General features: G+C 39.3%; 19 protein-coding genes. 11 read left to right on the top strand and 8 right to left on the bottom strand.

The annotated features are described in order from the left end of the window. The first annotated feature begins 20 nt into the window (after positions 1-20). The 4 genes from dnaA to gyrB all read left to right on the top strand — a co-directional run bounded on the left by dnaA (position 21) and on the right by gyrB (position 6283). Positions 21-1421: a chromosomal replication initiator protein DnaA gene (dnaA, locus tag I2F31_RS12940; protein WP_195770087.1), complete on the top strand. Its 1401-nt coding sequence runs from the start codon at positions 21-23 to the stop codon at positions 1419-1421. Positions 1422-1525: 104 nt separating this feature from the next. Next, complete coding sequence (gene dnaN / locus I2F31_RS12935) at positions 1526-2674, top strand: DNA polymerase III subunit beta (protein ID WP_195770085.1); 1149 nt, start codon at positions 1526-1528, stop codon at positions 2672-2674. A 14-nt stretch (positions 2675-2688) separates the two neighbouring features. Beyond that, positions 2689-3789, top strand: coding sequence for a DNA replication/repair protein RecF (recF, locus tag I2F31_RS12930; protein ID WP_195770084.1), 1101 nt, complete (start codon positions 2689-2691; stop codon positions 3787-3789). A gap of 25 nt (positions 3790-3814) precedes the next feature. Next, positions 3815-6283, top strand: coding sequence for a DNA topoisomerase (ATP-hydrolyzing) subunit B (gyrB, locus tag I2F31_RS12925; RefSeq protein ID WP_195770083.1), 2469 nt, complete (start codon positions 3815-3817; stop codon positions 6281-6283). Positions 6284-6328: 45 nt separating this feature from the next. Here the strand turns inward: gyrB and I2F31_RS12920 are convergent, their stop codons facing one another. Next, positions 6329-6874, bottom strand: coding sequence for a VTT domain-containing protein (locus tag I2F31_RS12920; protein WP_195770082.1), 546 nt, complete (start codon positions 6872-6874; stop codon positions 6329-6331). 224 nt (positions 6875-7098) lie between these two features. On the opposite strand from I2F31_RS12920, the gene I2F31_RS12915 reads away from it, so the two are divergent. Next, positions 7099-7479 (top strand): cytochrome b562, encoded by a 381-nt coding sequence (locus tag I2F31_RS12915; protein ID WP_195770081.1) that lies wholly within the window; start codon positions 7099-7101, stop codon positions 7477-7479. Positions 7480-7533: 54 nt separating this feature from the next. Here I2F31_RS12915 and I2F31_RS12910 read toward each other — a convergent pair whose 3' ends face one another. Continuing rightward, complete coding sequence (locus tag I2F31_RS12910) at positions 7534-9450, bottom strand: ATP-binding cassette domain-containing protein (protein ID WP_195773988.1); 1917 nt, start codon at positions 9448-9450, stop codon at positions 7534-7536. Between the two features lie 163 nt (positions 9451-9613). Between I2F31_RS12910 and erpA the strand changes: the two genes are divergently transcribed. Then, entirely contained in the window at positions 9614-9949 is a 336-nt protein-coding gene (gene erpA / locus I2F31_RS12905; protein WP_195770079.1) for an iron-sulfur cluster insertion protein ErpA, read from the top strand. A gap of 37 nt (positions 9950-9986) precedes the next feature. Here the strand turns inward: erpA and I2F31_RS12900 are convergent, their stop codons facing one another. After that, positions 9987-11114, bottom strand: a complete 1128-nt coding sequence (locus tag I2F31_RS12900) for an anhydro-N-acetylmuramic acid kinase (RefSeq protein ID WP_195773987.1) — start codon at positions 11112-11114, stop codon at positions 9987-9989. A gap of 61 nt (positions 11115-11175) precedes the next feature. Here I2F31_RS12900 and tyrS point away from each other — a divergent pair, with 61 nt between their 5' ends. The 5 genes from tyrS (at position 11176) to I2F31_RS12875 (ending at position 17839) form a co-directional block, all read left to right on the top strand. Then, the gene (gene tyrS, locus I2F31_RS12895; protein WP_195770077.1) at positions 11176-12405 is read left to right on the top strand and encodes a tyrosine--tRNA ligase; all 1230 of its coding nucleotides are present in this window, start codon (positions 11176-11178) and stop codon (positions 12403-12405) included. Between the two features lie 121 nt (positions 12406-12526). Next, positions 12527-14353, top strand: coding sequence for a bifunctional metallophosphatase/5'-nucleotidase (locus I2F31_RS12890; protein WP_195770076.1), 1827 nt, complete (start codon positions 12527-12529; stop codon positions 14351-14353). A gap of 370 nt (positions 14354-14723) precedes the next feature. Next, positions 14724-15236, top strand: a complete 513-nt coding sequence (purE, locus tag I2F31_RS12885) for a 5-(carboxyamino)imidazole ribonucleotide mutase (protein ID WP_195770075.1) — start codon at positions 14724-14726, stop codon at positions 15234-15236. 12 nt (positions 15237-15248) lie between these two features. Next, complete coding sequence (locus tag I2F31_RS12880; protein ID WP_195770074.1) at positions 15249-16367, top strand: 5-(carboxyamino)imidazole ribonucleotide synthase; 1119 nt, start codon at positions 15249-15251, stop codon at positions 16365-16367. A 191-nt stretch (positions 16368-16558) separates the two neighbouring features. Next, entirely contained in the window at positions 16559-17839 is a 1281-nt protein-coding gene (locus I2F31_RS12875) for a lytic murein transglycosylase (RefSeq protein ID WP_195773986.1), read from the top strand. A 45-nt stretch (positions 17840-17884) separates the two neighbouring features. On the opposite strand, the gene I2F31_RS12870 is transcribed toward I2F31_RS12875, so the two are convergent. From I2F31_RS12870 to grpE, 5 genes are all read right to left on the bottom strand, one after another. Further along, positions 17885-18250: a hypothetical protein gene (locus I2F31_RS12870; protein ID WP_195770072.1), complete on the bottom strand. Its 366-nt coding sequence runs from the start codon at positions 18248-18250 to the stop codon at positions 17885-17887. Between the two features lie 225 nt (positions 18251-18475). Beyond that, entirely contained in the window at positions 18476-18886 is a 411-nt protein-coding gene (locus I2F31_RS12865; RefSeq protein WP_195770071.1) for an NUDIX hydrolase, read from the bottom strand. A 269-nt stretch (positions 18887-19155) separates the two neighbouring features. Beyond that, positions 19156-19686 (bottom strand): aromatic acid exporter family protein, encoded by a 531-nt coding sequence (locus tag I2F31_RS12860; RefSeq protein ID WP_195770070.1) that lies wholly within the window; start codon positions 19684-19686, stop codon positions 19156-19158. Between the two features lie 133 nt (positions 19687-19819). Beyond that, positions 19820-21760 (bottom strand): molecular chaperone DnaK, encoded by a 1941-nt coding sequence (dnaK, locus tag I2F31_RS12855; protein ID WP_195770069.1) that lies wholly within the window; start codon positions 21758-21760, stop codon positions 19820-19822. A gap of 115 nt (positions 21761-21875) precedes the next feature. Then, complete coding sequence (gene grpE / locus I2F31_RS12850) at positions 21876-22418, bottom strand: nucleotide exchange factor GrpE (protein WP_195770068.1); 543 nt, start codon at positions 22416-22418, stop codon at positions 21876-21878. Positions 22419-23002: the final 584 nt, after the last annotated feature.

The raw sequence follows: 23002 nt of genomic DNA, 5'->3' as shown, positions 1-23002 counted from the left end.
AAGATGGGGAAATAACGAGAATGCTGTGGACTGAGTGTTTGGCAAGATTGCGACAAGAGTTGTCAGATAATGTATTTGCAATGTGGATTCGCCCTTTAATTGCTGAAGAAAAAGAGGGCGTTTTGTATTTGTACGCACCGAATCCGTATTGGACGCGTTACATTAAAGACAACCATTTTGAACTGATTTTGATTTTAGCTGAACAGCTATCTGAAGGCAGAGTACGCCAAGTTGAAATCTCTGTTGATTCAAGACCTGGTGCAATTTTAAATGCCAGTGATCAACCCGCAACAACAGCAGCCGCTTTAACCTCTCCACAGGTCAGTCAGCAAAAGAAACCGACTGTTGTTAAAAAAGAACATGAAACTGCTGTGACCAATTCACAAAAAAATAACAAACGTAGACAGTTGAATCCTTTGTTCACGTTTGCATTATTTGTTGAAGGTCGCTCAAACCAAATGGCTGCTGAAACTTGTCGTAAAGTGTTGACTTATTTGGGTGAGTCACAGCATAACCCATTGTTTTTATATGGACCAACGGGTTTGGGTAAAACCCATCTGATGCAGGCTGTGGGAAATGCATTATTACATGCCAAACCCAATGCACGCGTGATGTATATGACGGCAGAAAACTTTGTACAAGATTTTGTTAGTTCTTTACAGCAAGGGAAGGTGGATGAGTTTAAAAGAAACTGTCGTTCATTAGATTTATTGTTGGTGGATGATATTCATTTGCTTGCAGGTAAAGAAGCCAGTTTGGTCGAATTTTTCTACACGTTTAATGCCTTACTTGATGAGTCAAAACAAATTATTTTGACCTCAGACCGCTATCCAAAAGAATTAACTGAACTTGATGCACGTTTAGTATCACGTTTTTCTTGGGGCTTATCTGTAGGTGTTGAGCCACCAGATATTGAAACGCGTATTGAGATTTTACTCAAAAAGGCAGGGGCAATGCAGGTAGATTTACCACGTAACTGTGCTTTATTTGTGGCACAACAAGTGGTTGCCAATGTGCGTGAGTTAGAAGGAGCACTGAATAAAGTGGTTGCTATGGCTCGTTTTAAGGGGACAGCAATTGATTTAGAGGTGGTGCGAGAGTCTCTTAAAGATGTTTTGGCCATTCGAGCAAGAAATATTACCACCGACAACATACAGCGAGTGGTGAGTGAGTACTTTAGAATCCCAATGAAAGAATTGACTGGGCCAAAACGTACACGTGTTTATGCACGGCCTCGCCAATTGGCAATGGGGCTCACTCGTGAATTGACAGGTAATAGTTTTCCAGACATTGGTATGTCATTTGGTGGGCGAGACCATAGTACGGTAATGCATGCATGTGAAAAAGTGATTAGCCTACGAGAAAGCGACCCTATTTTCGATGAAGACTATAAAAATTTAATGCGTTTATTGCAGAGCTAAAATTTCACGATTAAGTAATAACAAGCTTCGATTGCGTGGTAAAATCACATCAACGCTAGAGTATATTTTTTAAACAAAATATCGGGTATAAGAGGATATATATTGTGCACTTAAAGATTGCCAAAGAAAGTCTATTGAATGTGTTATCACATGTGGTTGGGGTTGTTGAACGTCGTCATACACTCAATATTTTGTCAAATGTAAAAATTACGGCCACAGAGCAAGCTTTAACCATCACAGGCTCTGATTTAGAAGTAGAACTTGTTGCAAGTGTCCCTTTTGCTGACGGTGCGTGTTTAAAGACGGGTGAAACGACTTTGCCTGCCCGTAAAATTATGGATATTTGTAAATCACTGCCTACAGCTGCATTGGTGGATTTACAAATTACAGATGATTTGCGTTGTATTTTAAAATCAGGCAGTAGCCGTTTTGTATTAGGGACTTTACCTGCTGAAGATTACCCATTATTAAGCACAGACGGCGTACAGGGCAGTCGTGTTGAAGTGGCACAAAAATCACTAAAACGCTTATTTGAAAAAACCTCATTTGCCATGGCGGTACAAGATGTACGTTTTTATTTAACGGGCACTTTACTTGAAATTGATGCAACACAACTTCGGGCTGTCACTACAGATGGTCACCGTTTAGCACTGGCTGAAACTATGGCCCAGTCACATTTAGACCAGCCATTACAAGCCATTATTCCACGTAAAGCGGTTGGTGAATTACAGCGTTTACTGAGCTTAGATGAGCAACCTTTAGTGTTGTTTATTGGTCGTGAGTTGCTCAATATTAGTATTAATATTCCAAGTCGTGACAAAGAGCAGGGTGATGTCACTGTACGTTTTACCACCAAATTGATTGATGGTAAATTCCCTGACTATAAACGTGTGATTCCACGTGGCGGTGATAAGCATGTGGTGATTGGGCATGATGTGCTTAAACAATCATTACAGCGTGTGGCCATTTTGAGTAATGAAAAACTTAGAGGTGTATTCTTAAACTTCTATACAGATACACTTAAACTGCGTGCAAATAACCCAGAGCAAGATGAAGCCAGTGAAGATCTAATAATTCAATACGATCATGACACACTTGAGATGTCATTTAATGCACAATATCTACTCGATGTCTTAAATGTGCTTGATGGTGATGATGTGCGTATGACCATGTCTGAGGCCAATCAGTCTGTTTTAGTACAAGATCCTGCTTACCCAGATCAGACCTATGTTGTGATGCCAATGCGTGTCTAATTTGAATTAATATCATGTATTTAGAACGATTACATATCGAAAAAATACGAAATTTAGAAACGGTTGTAATGAAAAATTTACAGCCGTTTACTGTTTTGTATGGGGTTAATGGTTCGGGTAAAACCTCTGTTTTAGAGGCGATACATATTTTGGCAACGGGGCGTTCTTTTCGTACCCATATGCCAAAACACTACATTCAGCATCATGCACCGCATGCCATTATTTTTGCACAAACACATGCAGATAAAGTTGGTGTACAAAAATTTTCTTCTGGTGAACAACTGATTAAAATTAACGGCGACCGTGTTGCAACACAAGGTCAGTTGGCACAACTCTTACCGCTACAGCATATAGACCCATTAACTACAGACATTATAGATCATGGCTCAAAACCAAGACGTGAGTTATTAGATTGGTTGATGTTCCACGTGGAACCTAGCTTTTATCAGGTGTGGTTACACTATACACGCACGTTAAAACAACGTAATAGCATGTTTAAACACTATAAAAAGCCATCTCTTGAAGACTTACAACCATGGAACAATTTGTTGGCTGAATATGGCGAGCAATTACATTTACAGCGGGTTGCTGTTTTTATGCAATGGCAAGTTTTTTTTGAACAAGAGGTAAAAAAACTACTGCCTGATCTCGTGCTTCATTTAGATTATACGGCAGGCTTCCAAACCGAGATTGGCTTGGCCTTGTTACTCGAACAACAGCATCATAAAGACTGTGAACGCCGTTATACCGAGCATGGGCCACATCGAGCCGATTTAAAGATTAAAACCGAACATGGTGATGCCACAGACATGCTTTCTAGAGGACAAAAGAAACTCTTGATGGTGGCATTAAAACTCTCGCAAATTGCGATGCTTCATGCGAGTAATAAGGAAACTGTGGTATTATTAGATGATATAACTGCAGAGTTAGATTGTGCTGCACAACAGCGTTTATTAACAAGATTACATACGTTGGGTAGTCAAGTATTTTTAACGACATTAGATGATGCGATCGTAAAACAACATTTACATGATCTATGTATATCGTACCAAATGTTTAATGTACACGCCGGTGTTGTGCAGATGCAACCATCTACACCACCTGAGCATGAATAATAGTATTTACCAGTAGGGAGACACCATGAGTTCAGAATCTCAATCTGCTTCTCAAACAGAACTAAATCATGAACATGCTTATGATTCTTCAAGTATCAAAGTTTTACGTGGTTTAGATGCGGTACGCAAACGACCTGGTATGTATATTGGCGATACAGATGATGGTACAGGCTTACACCACATGGTATTTGAAGTGGTGGATAACGCCATTGATGAAGCACTTGCGGGACACTGTGACGAAATTATTGTCACCATTCATAAAGACGAATCACTCAGTGTATCTGACAATGGCCGTGGTATTCCAACAGATATTCACCCTGAAGAAGGGGTATCTGCCGCAGAAGTAATTTTAACGATTTTGCATGCTGGCGGTAAGTTTGATGACAACAGTTATAAAGTCTCTGGTGGTCTGCATGGGGTAGGTGTTTCGGTTGTGAATGCCCTTTCAAGCCAGTTGGAACTCACGATTTACCGTCAAGGGCAAATCCATCAGCAACAGTATGCGCACGGTGTGCCTCAGTCACCTTTGAGTGTTGTGGGTACCACGGAACAAACTGGTACCACGGTTCGTTTTTGGCCGAGTGCTGAAACATTTACACAAACGATTTTTAATGTTGATATTTTAGCAAGACGCCTTAGAGAATTATCATTCTTAAACTCAGGTGTAAAAATTGTCTTAATAGATGAGCGTGTTGATCTTAAATATAACTATGACTACGAAGGTGGTTTGTCTGAGTTTGTAAAATATATTAATCAGGGCAAAACACATCTAAATGATATTTTCCATTTTACGGCAGATTCAGACCAGGGTATTGCCGTGGAAGTGGCACTACAGTGGAATGATTCATACCAAGAAAATGTGAGATGCTTTACCAATAATATTCCACAAAAAGATGGTGGTAGTCACCTTGCAGGTTTCCGTGCGGCATTGACTCGTGGTTTGAATAGCTATTTAGACAAAGAAAACATTCTTAAAAAAGAAAAAGTCAGTGTGTCAGGTGATGATGCAAGAGAAGGTTTGACTGCTATTATTTCTGTGAAAGTACCAGATCCTAAGTTTTCATCACAAACCAAAGAAAAATTGGTTTCAAGTGAGGTGAAGCCTGCTGTAGAGCAAGCCATGAATAAGTCTTTTGCTGAGTACTTACTTGAAAACCCTACGGCAGCAAAAGCGATTGCAGGCAAGATTATTGATGCGGCCCGTGCGCGTGATGCAGCCCGTAAAGCCCGTGAAATGACACGCCGTAAAAGTGCGTTAGATATTGCTGGCTTGCCAGGTAAACTTGCAGATTGCCAAGAAAAAGACCCAGCAATGTCTGAGCTGTATTTGGTCGAGGGTGACTCTGCTGGTGGTAGTGCGAAACAAGGTCGTAACCGTAAAATGCAGGCCATTTTGCCACTAAAAGGTAAAATCTTAAACGTTGAACGTGCGCGCTTTGACCGTATGATTTCAAGTCAAGAAGTGGGTACACTCATCACTGCACTTGGTTGTGGTATTGGTCGTGAAGAATATAACCCAGATAAACTACGTTATCATAAAATCATTATTATGACCGATGCTGACGTAGATGGTTCGCATATTCGTACTTTATTGCTGACTTTCTTCTTCCGTCAAATGCCTGAGTTGGTTGAGCGTGGCCATATTTATATTGCACAGCCACCGCTTTATAAGCTGAAAAAAGGCAAGCATGAGCAGTATTTAAAAGACAATGAAGCTTTAGAAACGTTCCTCATTTCCAATGCAATTGATGATTTGTCTTTACATATTGGGCATGATGCGCCTGCAATTACAGGTCAGGCACTTTCTGCTGTGATTAAAGATTATCAAGTCGCGCAAAAAAGCTTAAGCCGTTTGACATTACGTTATCCTGCAACAGTACTTGATGGCTTATTGGCGATTGAACCTTTTGTGGTTGATCAAAACCACAATAAAGACTATGTAAACACATGGGCTGAGCAGTTAAAACAGCATGTTTTAGCGATGCAAGGCAGTTTACGCCCTGAAATTACATTGGTTGAGTTTGAAAAAGAAGATGCACATGGCGTAAAAACGATGCATTACTGGCCTCGTATTACAGTCTATGTGCATAACTTACCGCAAAACTACTTGCTTGATGCAGGTCTCCTTGCTTCTGCTGAATATGCTAAGTTGCTTAAAAATGCCCAAAGTTGGTTTAGCCTACTTGAAGAGGGTGCATATTTAGTTAAAGGTGAACGTCGTATTTTAGTGAATACGTTCCATGATGTTTGGCATAACATTTTGCAAGACTCACGCCGTGGCATGATGATTCAGCGTTATAAAGGTCTTGGTGAGATGAATGCTGAGCAGTTGTGGGATACTACAATGGACCCTGAAAACCGTCATATGTTACAAGTGACGATTCAAGATGCCATTGAAGCTGACCGTATGTTTAGTTGTTTGATGGGGGATGATGTTGAACCAAGACGTGCATTTATTGAAGAAAATGCACTGAATGCAGACATTGATGCATAAGTAAAATAGACCATAAAAAAAGGGATTCTAAAAGAATCCCTTTTTTTATTTCATAAAACCTAATACGCCTGAAGCGAGTAAATAGCCAATACCCACTAAAAGTACAATCCAAATAAATGCACCAACAATGTTATACATCATAAAAGAGACATAGTTCATGTGACTAGACCCTGCTGCAAACGGTGCAAATGAGCGTGCAAAAGGAATAAAGCGTGCCATAAGTATGGTTTTACCACCGTGTTTTACAAAGTAGTCTTCTGTTTTCGTGAGGTATTCTTTTTTAATCCAACGAGAATTAGACTCTGAAATACGACTACCTAGTAACTTTCCTGTAGAATAGTTGACCATATAGCCGAGTATTGCAGCAAAAAATAGTAAAACAATCATGTAATCTACATGTAAAAAATCTGTTGTGGCACAAATTGCCCCAATGGCTAACAATAAGCTGTCACCAGGTAAAAAGAACATAAAGATAAATGCTGTTTCAGCAAAAATAATCAAAAATAAAATTGCATAAATCCAAATGCCATACTCTTGTACAAGTACAGGCAAATAGTTTTCAAAGCTTAGTATTAAATCAAAAAAACTCATTGGGGCGATATTCCCACTTTGTATTTGGATAATTTGTCACAAAAAGATATAGCACAAAAGGTATACAATCAACGTATATTAGTATTGATTCTAGCACATATTATGAAGAATAGAGTCGAAACTCTCTGTAGTTATATTGTCAGGCCAGTGTTTAAATCAGATTAAACCTAACTTACACGATATTTTACAGTTATTTTCCCCCTTATGTAAAAGGAATACACAACATGCTTCAGTCACTTAAAAGCACTGTATTGGCCGTGATCATCATGACCAGTTCAGTGGCATATGCAGGCAGCTTGGAAGCAGATATGCAAGGTCTCGCAAAAAACTATACAGTTTTTATGAAATCGAATAATAGTAACCAAGCCAAGCAAGCTCTCAGTCAAATGAAACAATATGCTTTAGATTCAAAGCAAAATATACCTGATACGTTAACCAGTGAACCTGATAATAGTCCAGAAATTAAAGCTTATGATAAAATGTTAGACCAACTGGTGGTTGAAGTTGATCGCTTAAACATATTGGTCGATCGCAATTTACAGCAGGCTCAGCAGTCAAATACTTTAATGAAAATTAAAGAGGCAGGGCATAAAGCATTTAAATAGCATCATAAAAAAGATTTTATGATGCTAGGTTTCACGTGGAACATATCATGCGTGTTATAAAAATGATTGTTCCACTTCTTCAAGCTGCATCATCAATTCAAGTAATTTCTCTTCATGATCTGCAAGTTGCTCATTGAGCAATTTTTCTTGATCCATAACTTCAAGTAGCTTTTGTTTTTGCTCAACAGCATATAATGCCGTGTCTGCTAAAGCTGCTTTAACTGGTTCAAGCTGTGCTTGAATCTTTTCAATTTTTGCTTCAGTTTTTTCAATTTCTTTACGAATTGGGCGTGTTTGCTCACGCTGTTTCGCACTTTCTTTACGAGGTGTTTCTTTGGGTGTAGTTACAGTAGGTTCAGGTTTTTTTAATGACGCAGAATTGGCATTTATCTGTTGCTGTCGTGCTTCACGTAACCACTGTGCATAGTCATTTAAATCACCTGTAAATTCAGTACAACGTCCACCATGTACAAGTAGTAAATCATCACACACACTGGCAATCAGTTGGCGTTCGTGTGAAACCAAAATCACTGCACCTTCAAAGTCATTCAGCGCCATTGTGAGGGCGTGACGCATGTCTAAATCTAAATGGTTGGTTGGTTCATCGAGTACCAATACATTTGGTTTTTGCCATACAATCAGTGCAAGGGCAAGGCGAGCACGTTCACCGCCTGAGAATTTTTCACAGATGGTATCCATACGTTCACCACTAAAGCCAAAACTGCCCAAAAATGAGCGTAGCGTGGCTTCACTGACTTGCTTACCTGCAAGACGAGCGAGTTGAAGCATGGGACTGGCATTGGCATCGAGTGCATCCATTTGATGCTGTGCAAAGTAGCCAAGATTGAGTAGTTCAGAGTCCTTACGTTCACCATGAAGTAAGGCAAGTTCACCAACCAATGACTTAATGAGTGTTGATTTCCCCGCACCATTCATACCTAATAAACCAATACGTGATGTTGGTGTAATCTGTAAGTTGACTTGACTGGCAATCTCTTTATTTCCATAGCCAATGGTCGCCTGATCTAAAGTGAGCAATGGTGAACTCATTTTAGTTGGGGTTCTAAAACTAAAGGTAAATGGCGTATCTACATGAGCAGGGGCGAGTAATTGCATACGCTCAAGCTGTTTAATACGGCTTTGAGCTTGTCTTGCTTTGGTGGCTTGTGCTTTGAAACGGTCAATATACTTTTGCATATGTGCACGAGCTTCTTGCTGCTTTTCAAAGGCTTGTTGTTGCTGTGCAAGACGTTCACTACGTATGGTTTCAAAAGTTGAATAATTACCGGTGTACATCGTCAGTTTTTGGTTTTCGATATGTAAAATATGATCGGTAATGGCATCTAAGAAATCACGGTCATGTGAAATGAGGACGAGAGTCCCTTCGTAGTCTTTTAGCCAATCTTCTAACCACAATACTGCATCTAAATCTAAGTGGTTGGTGGGTTCATCGAGTAAGAGTAAATCTGAGCGACTCATGAGGGTACGTGCGAGGTTTAAACGCATACGCCACCCGCCTGAAAAGCTTTCTACATTAAGTTGCATTTGATGTTCAAAGAAACCTAAGCCAGCCATGAGCTGTGCTGCTTTGGCAGGTGCGGTATAGCCATTGATCTCATCAAAGCGACCATAATATTCTGCAATTTCATCATTCGATAGATGATCAACGTCATTCAGTTTTTGTTGTATTTGCCAAAACTCTTCATCGCCTGACAGTACGAAATCGATGGCAGGCATATCAAGGGCTTCAATTTCCTGAGCCATATGTGCCACAGTCCAGCCTTGTGGCCGGCTTAAATTTCCTTCATCTGGCGCAACTTTGCCAAGTAATCCACCAAATAATGAAGATTTCCCTGCACCATTTACACCTGTTAAGCCCATTTTCCAGCCTGGGTGTAACTGTACCATCGGGTCGGTTTTAAAAAGAACACGACCACCAAGTCGTATACTGAGGCTTTCAAGCTGGATCATAAGTTTTTCGCTGTATTGAATTATGTTCTATTCTAAATGGTAAAACATTTGAAAACAAAAAATAAAATCTCATACCCGATGATAGGTCTTTTTACCCGTGAGTTATGCTATATTAAGCATCTATTTGGGTGTGCCCAATCGATTGATTTAAGGAACAAAGATCATGACTGCACAAGCTTTATTGCTCACAGACAATGCTGCAAAAAAAGTACGCCAATTGCGTGACAGTGAAGGTAGCCAAGAGTTAATGTTGCGTGTATATGTGACTGGCGGTGGCTGTTCAGGTTTTTCTTATGGCTTTAATTTTGCCGAAAGTGCCAATGATGATGACGCTACTTTTGAAAATGGCGATGTAAAGATGTTAGTCGATTCTTTAAGTTACCAGTATTTAGTGGGTTCGGAAGTTGACTATATTGAAGGGCTTGAGGGTTCTCGCTTTGTGGTGAAAAACCCGAATGCAACCACGACCTGTGGCTGTGGTTCTTCATTCTCGATTTAACAAAAAAGGTGACGAAAATGTCACCTTTTTATGTGGTTTAAACAGCGGTAATACAACCTAAAATACGTGTACCACTTGCCCCTGTAACCGCAGGTACATTGCCACTGCGCTGTGCTATAAATTGCATGGCTAACCATGCAAATGCAGTACTTTCTACCCATGTTGGAGACAGTCCAAGTACATCGGTGGTTTGTACGCTCCATTCGTGTTTACGTAAGCGCCAGCGTAACTGTTCCAATACATACGAATTATACGCCCCGCCACCACACACATACATCTCACCATCTTTCATACCTGAGCGGTAGACGGCTTTTTGAATGGCTCGAACAGTGAGTTTAGCTAACGTGGCTTGAATGTTTTCTGCGGTGTCATCTAGTTCTTCGTATTCAGGGTCATTACGCCAGTCAATCAGTTGGTCATCTAACCAATCTAAATTAAAGTCTTCTCGGCCTGTACTTTTGGGTGGCTCTTTGGAAAAAAAGTCATGCGCATACAAACGGTCTAACAGCGGGCGAATGGCAGTACCGTGTGCCGCCCAGTCACCATTCTCATCAAAAGGCTGACCGGTGTGTCTGCGACACCAACCGTCCATTAAAATGTTAGCAGGGCCAGTATCAAAGCCTAAAATTTTATGTTTTTTATTGGCAGGCAATAGGCTGACATTGGCAATGCCACCTAGATTTAAAATCACGCGATCAATTTGATTGTGCTGGAAAATGGCTTGATGAAAAGCAGGTACAAGGGGAGCACCCTGACCGCCTGCGGCCATATCTCTACGGCGAAAATCAGAAACAACGGCAATTTGAGTAATTTCTGTAATGATGTTTGGGTCACCCAGTTGCAATGTAAAACCATCTTCAGGACGGTGACGAATGGTTTGTCCATGGCAGCCAATCGCTCGAATCTGCTCACGGTTTAAACCATTGTCATCAATGAGTTGATTAATACCATGAGCAATTTTTTTAGCCAATGCAACATCAGCCTTGCCCATGCGGTCAATTTCATTGTCACCTGGTCGAGTTAGTGCCATGAGCTCATCTTTAAGGTCTGGCTCAAATGCAATACTGAGTGTGGCATGTAATGTGAGAGGCTCAAAAGAGGCCGCTACAAAATCTATGCCGTCCATACTTGTTCCTGTCATCACGCCAATGTAGATTGAGGTCATGCTTAACAAATCCTGCAATGTGCTAAAAAAATGTTAGTATATCGCACAAATTGGATAACGAATGTGTTTGGGTGGCATGATGTCAAATTTCTTACCTGCAGAAGAACAGTTGGCTCTGATTCAAAGAGGCACGCATGAAATTATTTCAGAAGAAGACTTACTGAAAAAGTTAAAAGAAAATCGTCCTTTACGTGTAAAAGCGGGCTTTGATCCGACTGCACCAGATTTACACTTAGGGCACACGGTACTCATTAACAAATTAAAAACCTTTCAAGATTTAGGTCATGAAGTATTATTTTTGATTGGTGACTATACCGCCATGATTGGTGACCCAACGGGTAAAAGTGCAACGCGTCCACCGCTGTCTCGTGAGCAAGTGGTGCAAAATGCCAAAACTTATCAAGAACAAGTGTTTAAAATTTTAGACCCGAAAAAAACCAAAGTGGTGTTTAACTCACAGTGGTTTGCAGAAAAATCGGCGGCCGATTTAATTCAATTGGCAAGCCAACAAACGGTATCTCGTATGTTAGAGCGTGATGACTTTACCAAGCGTTATCAAAGCCAACAACCGATTGCGATACATGAGTTTTTATATCCATTGGTGCAAGGCTATGACTCTGTGGCACTTGAGGCAGATGTAGAGCTTGGCGGTACAGATCAGACCTTTAACTTGTTGATGGGACGTACCTTGCAAAGTCGTTATGGTCAAGCATCACAAGTGTGTATTACTGTGCCGATTTTAGAGGGTTTAGACGGCGTCAACAAAATGTCTAAGTCTTTGGCTAACTATATTGGTGTGTTCGATACCCCAGGTGCGATTTACCAAAAGATTTTATCTATGCCAGATACCTTAATTGAGCGTTATTTTGACTTGCTCAGTTTTAAAACGTTAGATGACATTGAGCTTTTACTCCAAGAGATGAAAGCAGGGCGTAATCCGCAAGAGATTAAACGTATTTTAGCCTTAGAATTGGTTGAGCGTTTCCACGATGCAGAAGCGGCAGCCAATGCTCATAAAGGTGCAGGTAACCGCATTGTTGATGGTGAAGTGCCTGAAGATACGCCAGAAGTTGAGGTGTCACGTGGTGAAACAGGTGAACTCTTTATTGCGTCTATTTTGCGTTTGGCAGGATTAACAAAAAATGCAGCACAAGCCAAAGATGCGGTGGCACGTGGTGCAGTTAAAGTGGAAGGCCAAGTGGTTGATGCCAGTTTCTCTGTGAGCAGTAACCAAACGGTGGTGATTCAAGCAGGTAAAAAAGCCATTGCTAAAGTCACTTTTACAGACTAATCGCAATATCATCATAAAAAAGGAAGTCTAATCTAGGCTTCCTTTTTTTTCATTTGTCATGTGGGTGACATTAGTTTTAAGCACAATAAAGCATATCTAATTGCTTCTATTTACACATAAAATGAATAAAATCGCTTTTTGTTTGGTGAGTTTTCTTCCATTAGGGCTTGGCTTGACGGCTTGTCAAACCCCCAAGCAACATCAAAATACATCGCCATTTACTCTGACTGTGGCACATATCAATGACCATCACTCACATTTAGATGAAGAGCAAACCACGGTTAAGTTTGACTTAGGTCAAGGGCCTGAAAATATTCTTATCAATCGTGGAGGGATGGCACGTGTTGCGAGCATGATGAAACAGATTGAACAAAAAGACCCAAATGTCATTAAAATTCATGCTGGTGATGCCATTACAGGAGATCTTTACTTTAACTTAACCCAAGGGTTAGCTGATGCCGCAGTCATGAATCAAATTTGTTTTGATAGTTACACGCTAGGCAATCATGAGTTTGATGCTAAGGATGCTGGATTGAAAGTGTTTTTAGATGGATTAAAACAAGGTCACTGTAAAACGCCAATACACATTTTATCTGCCAATGTCACTTTTGGGCCATCGTCTGCGTTATATCAAACCAATCGTGTTAAAAAATCCGTGGTGATTGAACGCCAAGGGCAAAAAATTGGCTTAGTTGGAATTACCATTGCTGGTAAAACCAAAAATGCATCACAGCCCAATGCAGACACAGTATTCGCAGAAGAAATTGCCACGGCACAAGCTCAGATTGATCAATTAAAAGCACAAGGTGTGGATAAAATTATTCTACAAACCCATGTCGGATATGAGCGAGATTTAAACATAGCAACGCAGTTGAATGATGTTGATGTGATTATTGGGGGAGACTCACACACTTTGCTTGGTCCTGAGTCACTGAAAACAGTTGGCTTGAATCCTGTTGCAGATTATCCAACGGTGGTTAAAAATAAGCAGGGCGATAAGGTTTGTATTGCTCAAGCTTGGCAATATAATTACGCCGTGGGTGAGTTAAAAGTTCGTTTTGACCCACAGGGCAAAGTCTTAGATTGTGGTGGTCAGGCCCATATTTTATTGGGTACAGACATGCAACGTGTGAAATCAAACAGTCCATTAACAGCACAACAAAAACAGCAGATTCAAGAGTATGTGGCCAAGATGCACTTGCCACTTAGTTTTATTACACCAGATGCACAGATGCAACAGGTACTCAAACCCTACCAATTAAAAAAGAAAACCTATGTGGACACTGTGGTTGGTACAGCAAATGAAGCCTTTTGCTCACAGACAAGACCAACAAAAAAACCGAAAGAGAACTGTTTAACCTATGGTGGTGATGTGCAACAGTTGGTCGCCCAAGCCATGTTACAACAGGCTAAAAAGTACTTTGCCGCTGATCTTTCGATACAAAATGGGGGAGGTGTACGCATAGAGATTCCACAAGGGCCGATGAATGTAGCCACGGTGTATCAGCTACTCCCTTTTAAAAATACTTTAGTCCAACTCAGTATGACAGGTCATGAAGTCAAAGCGACTCTTGAAGATGCCATTGAGGGGGCAAATACAGATATTGGTGCGTATCCATATACAGCAGGGTTACGTTGGGAAGTAGACATGACCAAAGCCAAAGGGCAACGTGTACAAAATTTGCAACTTAAAAATGCTTCGGGACAGTACCAAAACTTTGATTTAGACCGAACCTATCAAGTGGCAACCATCGACTTCTTGGCAAGAGGTTCAAACTATTACACCACCCTAACCAGCATACAAGGTGAGCGTCGTAAGGATTTTTCTTTAGATTATGCCGATATTTTCCTAAACTATTTAAGCGATATTGCGAAAAACCAACCGAAGAAAGGGATTTATCGATTACCAATTGCAGATTACAGTACACAAAAATATATTACTCAGTAGCTCCTTTACTTTATAAGTAGAGTAATCCCATATATTGTGGATAACTATGGAAAATGTTGTGTATAAGGCACTAGATATTGTGGATAACTTCATATGGGATTGTGTATAACTACAAAATTTTCCACAGTAAAAGAGCAAGAAACGGTTGTTAGTCATTGAATGAAGATTATTGCGATCAATCAAGTGATGCTTTTTAAAGAGCTGATCATGGTGGATAGACCTATTAGAACATCCATCTTTTAAGTGGTGTTGTTTAGTGTAGTTATTTAAATACAACCAGTGAAGAGATCAGAAGAAGTTTTGGGCAAGTCTTAAAAACAAGCTATAATAACTCGCATACTATCTCTTTACTTGTGCTTGGAAATAACACATGAACACTGTTGCAGCAGAAGCTACACCTTTAGTCGGAATTATTATGGGTTCACAATCAGATTGGGCAACCCTAGAACACACTGCTAACATGCTAAAACAATTGGGTGTACCCTTTGAAGCAGAAGTGGTTTCTGCACACAGAACACCAGACCGTTTGTTTGAATATGCTGAAACTGCACGATCTCGTGGTATTCAAGTGATTATTGCAGGTGCAGGTGGGGCGGCTCATTTACCAGGTATGTGTGCAGCAAAAACAGATCTACCTGTATTGGGTGTTCCTGTGAAGTCATCTATTTTAAATGGCGTAGATTCATTGCTTTCAATTGTACAAATGCCTGCAGGGATTGCCGTTGGTACTTTGGCAATTGGCCCTGCGGGTGCAAGCAATGCTGCAATTATGGCTGCACAGATTTTGGGATTACATGATGCCAATATTGCTAAAAATGTAGCTGATTTTCGTGCTGCACAAACAGAAAAAGTCGCAAGTAAAAATATTCCAGGACAAGCATAAGAGGCAGTCACTATGGACAAAACCATTGGTATCTTTGGTGGTGGTCAATTAGGCCGCATGATGGCTCAAGCTGCTTTACCACTGAATATTCAGTGTACCTTTTTTGAAGCAAGTGAATCATGCCCATCTGCCATACTTGGTCCTGTATTTTCACCTGAAAAACAGCAACTCAATGCCTTTATAAACAGTGCAGATGTATTTAGTTTAGAGTTTGAAAATACGCCGTTGGCCCAAGTCGATGAACTGACACAAAGCAAAAATATACACCCACCACGTCAAGCTTTAGCGATTGCACAAAATCGCTTACTTGAAAAAAATTTGTTTAAACAATTAGACATACCTGTTGCACCCTTTTCTGCGGTGAGCTCATTACAAGATTTAGAAAAGGCAACACAAGATTTAGGGCTACCCATTGTACTAAAAACAGCAACGGGCGGTTATGACGGTAAAGGCCAATTTGTACTACGCTCCGTCGATGATATTGCACAGGCTTGGGCAGAACTTGGGCCAGCACAATCACTCATTGCAGAAAGTTTTGTTCATTTTTCCAGAGAAGTTTCGATTATTGCCGTGCGTGGTCAAAATGGCGATGTCAAAACTTGGCCTTTGGCAGAGAATCACCATCATCATGGTATCTTATCGCATTCAATTGTCCCTGCACCGAACAGTACAGCACTGCAACCGATAGCTGAGCAATATATCTCAACGTTATTACAGCATTTAGACTATGTTGGTGTACTGACTTTAGAGTTATTTGTGACAGAAAATGGCCTTTATGCCAATGAAATGGCGCCACGTGTGCATAACTCAGGGCATTGGTCGATTGAAGGTGCGGTGTGTTCTCAGTTTGAAAACCATGTTCGTGCAGTTGCAGGTTTACCATTGGGTTCCACTGAAGTGATTAAGCCAACTGTGATGGTGAATATCATTGGCAGACACCCAAACATAGCAGATGTGCTTGCACTGAAAGGTGCTCATTTACACTTATACAATAAAACCGAGCGAGAAGGGCGAAAGCTAGGGCATATCACGCTTATGCCAACAGATGAGCGTGAATTGCCTGCGTTATGTCATGCATTGGCTCAAATTTTACCAGAACCATTATCTTTAACCACAGATATGTCTTGGTAATCTGATTTTGAATTTAAAAAAGCGATGGATTTATTCATCGCTTTTTTGTTGAATAATATGTGTGCAAAGTTGTGGATAAAAAAATGACGCTGTGGGTAAAAAATTATTTGAATTTAAAATAACGATTATCTACATGACACACAATAAAATAATGCTAGTCTATATTTTTTAATTTAAAAAGGTGCTGTACGATGAAAAAGCAACTCAGTCTATTGAGCTTAGGTTTATTTGCAATTTCGGGTGCAGTGGCCCAAACAACAGAAGTCACAAACAGTAATTCTGCAGTAGAAATATCTGCATTGCCAATAGATACATCATTTAATACGTGTATGAATAACCTGAGACCAGAGGCAATCGCTTCTGGTATTAGCAGTGCTACATTTGACCGCTACACCCAAAATCTGACTCCCGATTATAGTGTGATTGATAAACTTAATTATCAGCCTGAATTTTCTACGCCAATTTGGGACTATTTATCTGGACTAGTTGATGCAGAGCGAATTGAAACAGGCCAACAAAAATTAAGCCAATATCAAAATGTATTACGCCGTGTTTCAGCCATTTATGGCGTACCTGCTGAAACTGTTGTTGCTGTATGGGGAGTAGAAAGTAACTTTGGTGATATTTCAGGAAAATATCCACTGTTACAATCACTTGGTACACTCAGTTGTAATGGTCGTCGACAAAGCTATTTCCGTAGTGAATTTTTCGCTGCCTTACGTATTTTACAACGTGGTGATGTTACAGAGTCACAGCTTAAAGGCTCTTGGGCAGGTGCATTTGGCCATACTCAATTTATGCCGTCGACTTATGAGCGCTTAGCTGTAGATTTTGATGGTGATGGCCGTAGAGACCTTGTTTCAAATGTAGATGATGCATTGGCATCTACAGCTAACTTCTTAAAATCTGCAGGATGGCAAACAGGTATGCCATGGGGGTTTGAAGTATCAGTCCCCAATAATGTTAACCTTACAGGACAAAGTCGCCGTAATAAAAAGCCTTTATCTGATTGGATTGCACAAGGATTGACACGTATAGATGGTCGTCCAATTTTACAGGGCCAACTTACAACAGCAACACCTGCAGGATTGTTTATGCCAGCAGGCACTCAAGGGCCAAAGTTTTTAGTTTTTAAAAATTTTGATGCCATTTATGGCTACAATGCTGCAGAAAGCTATGCTCTAGCCATTGCATATTTATCAGATCGTTTAAGTGGTCAACCACCGATACAAACGCCGTGGCCAACAGATGACCCAGGCACATCACGTGCAGAACGTAGAGAAATTCAACATGATTTACTTGCTAAAGGGTATGATATTGGTCAAGCAGATGGCTTAATTGGAGATAAAACTAAACAAGCCATTCAACAAGAACAAATCAAAATGGGCTTGAGTCCGACAGGTAGAGCAGGGCAAGTTTTTTTAACAGCTATTCGCCAACAGCAAGCCAATCAGATTATGAAATCTAACTAGAGTAGTTCACACGTCACGGATTAAATATATCGTGGAGTGTGAACTTTAGTGTTCTATCTTCACGGCATTGAGTAAATCAAAAATGACTGTGGTGACATTTTTGCTTAAATCGTGATCATTAAAAATCTCATTTGCAGAAATAGTCACCTCTGTATCGCTTGGTAACTCTTTTTGTTCTTCTTCAATTAAAAACTCAATTGGCATATTTGTATGCTGAATTTCAAGGTGAGAAATATCCGCGTATAAAATATTTTCATCTTCAAGCTCAATCATTTGTTGATTCATATAAGGCAGAAAGATTGAATGAATATAAGCGGTAATGTCTTCAATGTTAAATATTTGAAGATCACGAGTTTCTTCAATGTTACTAATGTGATCATTCACTTCAATAATAATATGATAAAAACTCACGATGAGGCTCCATTTTGTGATGAATACAGCACTGACTATCAATAACAAATTTTAACCGTTTTGTAAAAGTCAAAATCACATAAATACTCCAAAAGTTGCTTAATCAAGCTTACTTATGACCTTTTTAAATTTTTTTATTTGGTGCGACCATTAGGGTGATACTTTTTACTACATCCTTTTAAAGGACATCAGTTATCCAAAATATGTACGGCATGAATATTATTACTAGATATTGTTCTGAAGTTTTGGAATCACAAAATCTTTGGTAAGAGGTGCAAGAGGAATAGAGATACTCTGTGTTAAATCAAGCCATAACATTTCTGCAATTTCAGCACTAGGCTTAGGTTCTCCAAAAATATTCACCTCAAACAGGTGTGCTTGTAGTGAAAAGCCTGCTTCATTGGCAGCTTGGGTCTGTATTATGCCTAGGTCGCTCACAATTTCTGATGTAACTTGGATTTCTTCTGCAATTTCGCGTTGTAATGCAAGTTGGGCTGATTCATTAGGCTCAATTTTGCCACCTACTTGCATAAAAAATGCTGTATTTTTCTTCCGTACAAGTAAAATACGTTGTTTCGCATCAACAATAACTGCTGCTGCCACATAAATAATTTTGCGATCTAGATCAATCGTCATATAAAAGCTCCAATAAAACAAATGATAAAATATTTTTATACAATAGATTTAAATTTTTTCTATATAAAAATTAAAAATAAATCTGAGTTAAATTATTGACTTAAAGTTTTATTGTTTATTTATTGTACTATTGTACGCTATGGATTACATACTATGAACAAATAATTTCATATGATGATTTTGCCCAACAAAAAAACAGATAAAAAACAACAATACATAATCAGAGGGTGGGCAACAAACCTCTTTATTTAACAATAAAGAGGTTTGTTTTATTTATAAAGTCTATTTTTAAAATACGGTATAAAATAACGAACAAATGCATCAATGGTATAGGCCACTATACAACCTACGACACAGAACAAGATACGCCATAGTGCTCCCTCAAAAGTATTGTGTGTTACATCATATACCGTGACAATCAGTAACCCAGACAATGCAATACCACAATATTCTGCATGCTTGAGTAAAATACATGTGGTTGTGGTGAGTACAATACCTAAAATCAGCAACCAATACTCAATATTAATATAACTCTGTTGCTTTGAAAAATGAGAGACCAATAACCAAGTACCTACGCCAATACTTGAGCCAATTAAATTACCTGTCACTTGGTTAAAATTTACTTTTAGTTTGATATCTGCTTGAATACTAAAAAAAGCAGTTAAAGAACCCCATAAAAATAAGTGAGATACCTGATTTTGATTAAAACAAATTGAAAGTACAGTAATGGTAATTGCACATAATAAAATTTTTATCACGTAAACAATTTTAGCAAACTTGTCTAATGCAATAGGTGTCATACGTGGCTTACCTATAAATTATTCTTATACAGTGATAGTGATATAGAAAAAAGAGTCTATCACATAAAAAACACCCCATAAATCAGATCAACTGATTCATGAGGTGTCTTTAAAGACTTAAAGTAGTCAGAAATTACTTCTTGTCATCTTTCACTTCTTTAAACTCTGCATCTACAACGCCATCATCAGCTTTCTTTTGCTGACCAGCATCTTGATTAAATGCATTAGGATCAAAACCTTGTGCACCACCTTGACCCTGAGCTTGCTCATAAGCACGCTGTGTAATAGGCATAATAATGTTTTGTAGGCTTTCAGTTTTTGCCTTAATTTCCTCAACATCATTTTCTTTAGTCACAGCTTCAAGTTCACTTACAGCTGTGGTAACCGCAGTTTTTTCATCTTCAGTGACTTGTTCGCCTAAGTCTTTCACTGCTTTATTGGCACTTGCGATTAAAGCATCTGCTTCATTACGTGACTTAGCAAGCTCTTCAAACTTACGATCTTCCTCAGCATTCGCTTCAGCATCTTGAATCATTGCTTCAATTTCAGCATCAGACAAACCAGAGTTTGCTTTGATTTGAATTGACTGCTCTTTACCTGTGCTCTTGTCTTTAGCAGACACTTTCAAAATACCATCGGCATTAATGTCAAAAGACACTTCAATTTGTGGTACACCACGTGGTGCAGGCGGAATGTCACCCAACTGGAAGTTGCCTAACAATTTATTTTGCTGAGCCATTTTACGCTCACCTTGATAAACCGAAATATCTACCGCAGGTTGGTTATCTGCTGCTGTAGAGAACACTTGAGATTTCTTCGCAGGAATCGTTGTGTTTTTCTCAATAATTGCAGTCAACACACCACCCATGGTTTCAATACCCAAAGTTAATGGTGTTACATCTAAAAGCAATACGTCAGTTTTGTCACCAGAAAGTACAGCACCTTGAATTGCAGCACCCATTGCAACAGCTTCATCTGGGTTCACATCTTTACGTGGTTCTTTACCAAAGAACTCTTGCACTTTTTGTTGTACTAATGGCATACGTGTTTGACCACCAACCAAGATCACATCAGAAATATCACTGTTTGATAAACCAGCGTCTTTCAACGCAACACGGCAAGGCTCTAAAGTACGTTGAACAAGATCGCCAACCAATGCTTCTAACTTCGCACGAGATACATTAATTACTAAATGTTTCGGGCCAGTTGCATCAGCAGTAATATATGGCAAGTTGATTTCAGTACCGTTAGACGATGAAAGTTCAATTTTTGCTTTTTCAGCAGCTTCTTTTAAACGTTGTAACGCTAAAGGATCACTTTTTAGGTTAACATTTTGCTCTTTCTTGAACTCTTCAACCAAGTAGTCGATCAGTGCTGTATCAAAATCTTCACCACCTAAGAATGTATCACCATTGGTTGATAACACTTCAATTTGTTGGTCGCCATCAAGATCAGCAATTTCAATAATAGATACGTCAAACGTACCACCACCTAAATCGTAAACAGCAATTTTACGATCGCCTTCTTTTTTATCCATACCAAAAGCAAGTGCGGCAGCTGTTGGTTCATTAATAATACGTTTAACATCAAGACCTGCAATACGGCCAGCATCTTTTGTCGCTTGACGTTGTGCATCGTTGAAGTAAGCAGGAACAGTAATCACCGCTTCAGTCACTGTTTCGCCTAAATAGTCTTCAGCAGTTTTCTTCATCTTTTTCAAGATTTCAGCAGAAACCTGTTGCGGTGCAAGTTTTTTGTCATTGACATCAACCCACGCATCACCATTGTCTGCTTTTACAATTTTATACGGCACAAGACCAATATCTTTTTGTACAGCAGCGTCATCATAACGACGACCAATCAAACGCTTAATCGCAAATAACGTGTTTTTAGGGTTTGTTACAGCTTGGCGTTTCGCACTTTGACCAACTAAGATTTCAGCATCTTTATATGCAATAATAGATGGTGTTGTACGAGCACCTTCAGCGTTATCAATTACCTTAACTTTGTCACCTTCAAGAACAGCAACACAAGAGTTCGTTGTACCTAAATCAATACCAATGATTTTAGCCATTTGATAAATTCCTCAATTTTTCTACAATATTTTTCAGTTATTATTCGATATGAGAGTCAATCTAAAATTTTCAAGTATTTTTTTCAAAAAAATTGCAGACTGACTCAAAAATAGCCTATTGACCCACTGTAACCATTGCAGGGCGTAATAAGCGACCTGATAGCGTATAGCCTTTTTGCAATACATTACCAATTTCGCCCGCTTTAGCTTCTGGTGCAATCCCTACCGCTTGATGGAAATCAGCATTAAAACCATTGCTGGTATCTACAGCCACAATACCTTGCTTCTCTAAAGCACTTAGCAATGACTTTAATGTCAACTGAACACCTTCTAGTAGAGCACTTTCTTCATTTCCAGTGGCCAAAATAGCACGCTCTAGATTGTCTACAGAATCAAGTAAACTCTTGGCAAACTTTTCTAAAGCAAATTTCTTAGCAGTGTCAGCTTCACGCTCCAAACGCTCTTTTACTTTTTCTGCTTCATACATAGCATTTGCAGCACGCGCTTTCTCAAGTTTCAAAGCATCTTCTAAGGTAGATAATTGCGTTTGTAATTCATCAACGCTCACAGTAGATGCCTCACTTTGCTCATTCGCTTGCGTTTGTTCTGCATCTAAGTCAGTCTTTTCTTGAGCTAGATCTTTTTGCTCGTTTGTCATTGATGATCTCCGTTTAAACATTTTTTCAAACACGTTTAGTCCTCACACCCCATTTCAACAAACAAAAGCTGTAAAATGGTATGAAAGCTATAAAAGTATATAAATAGGCTTCATTACAAGATGTGGACAAACATCAAAAAATCAATAGTAGTAAAAGTAAATAAACAATTTAGAGCTATAAAAAGCAATAAAACCCACTAAATAGCCGATTAATTCGACAAATACTTCAATTAAGGATAAAAACCGACCACCCGAATAGGATAATTAAAAAAAGGTATTGCGTTTGTATTGGATTGATCTATAATGCGTATCCATCGGCGGTGCTGTTGGAAGAAACTTCTTAATAAACAATATCTTAGTTAATTAGTTTAGGATTTAGGTCTTGGATTGATTGGTTAAGGGAGTTTAGTTAGGGAGTAGAAAAAACTTTTAAAAAGCATTTGACAAACTTTGGAAACGGAGTAGAATGGCCGACCTAGCTTACTGATGACGAATCAGTTAGACGATCATTAATAGAATTGAAGAACAACTTGTGTGGATTTTTACTAAGTTTAATCACTGATATGAAATAAAATATCATTGAG

It is taken from the genome of Acinetobacter rathckeae, from assembly GCF_015627125.1.
Classification (GTDB): Bacteria; Pseudomonadota; Gammaproteobacteria; order Pseudomonadales; family Moraxellaceae; genus Acinetobacter; species Acinetobacter rathckeae.
Note: the sequence above shows the minus strand (reverse complement) of the source record. Positions and strands in the feature narration are given on the sequence as shown.

Bases quoted from the DNA above. Each gene is read 5' to 3' on its own strand.
- dnaA (WP_195770087.1), top strand. From the start codon at position 21: ATGCTGTGGACTGAGTGTTTGGCAAGATTGCGACAAGAGTTGTCAGAT.
- recF (WP_195770084.1), top strand. From the start codon at position 2,689: ATGTATTTAGAACGATTACATATCGAAAAAATACGAAATTTAGAAACG.
- gyrB (WP_195770083.1), top strand. From the start codon at position 3,815: ATGAGTTCAGAATCTCAATCTGCTTCTCAAACAGAACTAAATCATGAA.
- I2F31_RS12920 (WP_195770082.1), bottom strand. From the start codon at position 6,874: ATGAGTTTTTTTGATTTAATACTAAGCTTTGAAAACTATTTGCCTGTA.
- I2F31_RS12915 (WP_195770081.1), top strand. From the start codon at position 7,099: ATGCTTCAGTCACTTAAAAGCACTGTATTGGCCGTGATCATCATGACC.
- I2F31_RS12910 (WP_195773988.1), bottom strand. From the start codon at position 9,450: ATGATCCAGCTTGAAAGCCTCAGTATACGACTTGGTGGTCGTGTTCTT.
- erpA (WP_195770079.1), top strand. From the start codon at position 9,614: ATGACTGCACAAGCTTTATTGCTCACAGACAATGCTGCAAAAAAAGTA.
- I2F31_RS12900 (WP_195773987.1), bottom strand. From the start codon at position 11,114: ATGACCTCAATCTACATTGGCGTGATGACAGGAACAAGTATGGACGGC.
- tyrS (WP_195770077.1), top strand. From the start codon at position 11,176: ATGTGTTTGGGTGGCATGATGTCAAATTTCTTACCTGCAGAAGAACAG.
- I2F31_RS12890 (WP_195770076.1), top strand. From the start codon at position 12,527: ATGAATAAAATCGCTTTTTGTTTGGTGAGTTTTCTTCCATTAGGGCTT.
- purE (WP_195770075.1), top strand. From the start codon at position 14,724: ATGAACACTGTTGCAGCAGAAGCTACACCTTTAGTCGGAATTATTATG.
- I2F31_RS12880 (WP_195770074.1), top strand. From the start codon at position 15,249: ATGGACAAAACCATTGGTATCTTTGGTGGTGGTCAATTAGGCCGCATG.
- I2F31_RS12875 (WP_195773986.1), top strand. From the start codon at position 16,559: ATGAAAAAGCAACTCAGTCTATTGAGCTTAGGTTTATTTGCAATTTCG.
- I2F31_RS12865 (WP_195770071.1), bottom strand. From the start codon at position 18,886: ATGACGATTGATCTAGATCGCAAAATTATTTATGTGGCAGCAGCAGTT.
- I2F31_RS12860 (WP_195770070.1), bottom strand. From the start codon at position 19,686: ATGACACCTATTGCATTAGACAAGTTTGCTAAAATTGTTTACGTGATA.
- dnaK (WP_195770069.1), bottom strand. From the start codon at position 21,760: ATGGCTAAAATCATTGGTATTGATTTAGGTACAACGAACTCTTGTGTT.
- grpE (WP_195770068.1), bottom strand. From the start codon at position 22,418: ATGACAAACGAGCAAAAAGATCTAGCTCAAGAAAAGACTGACTTAGAT.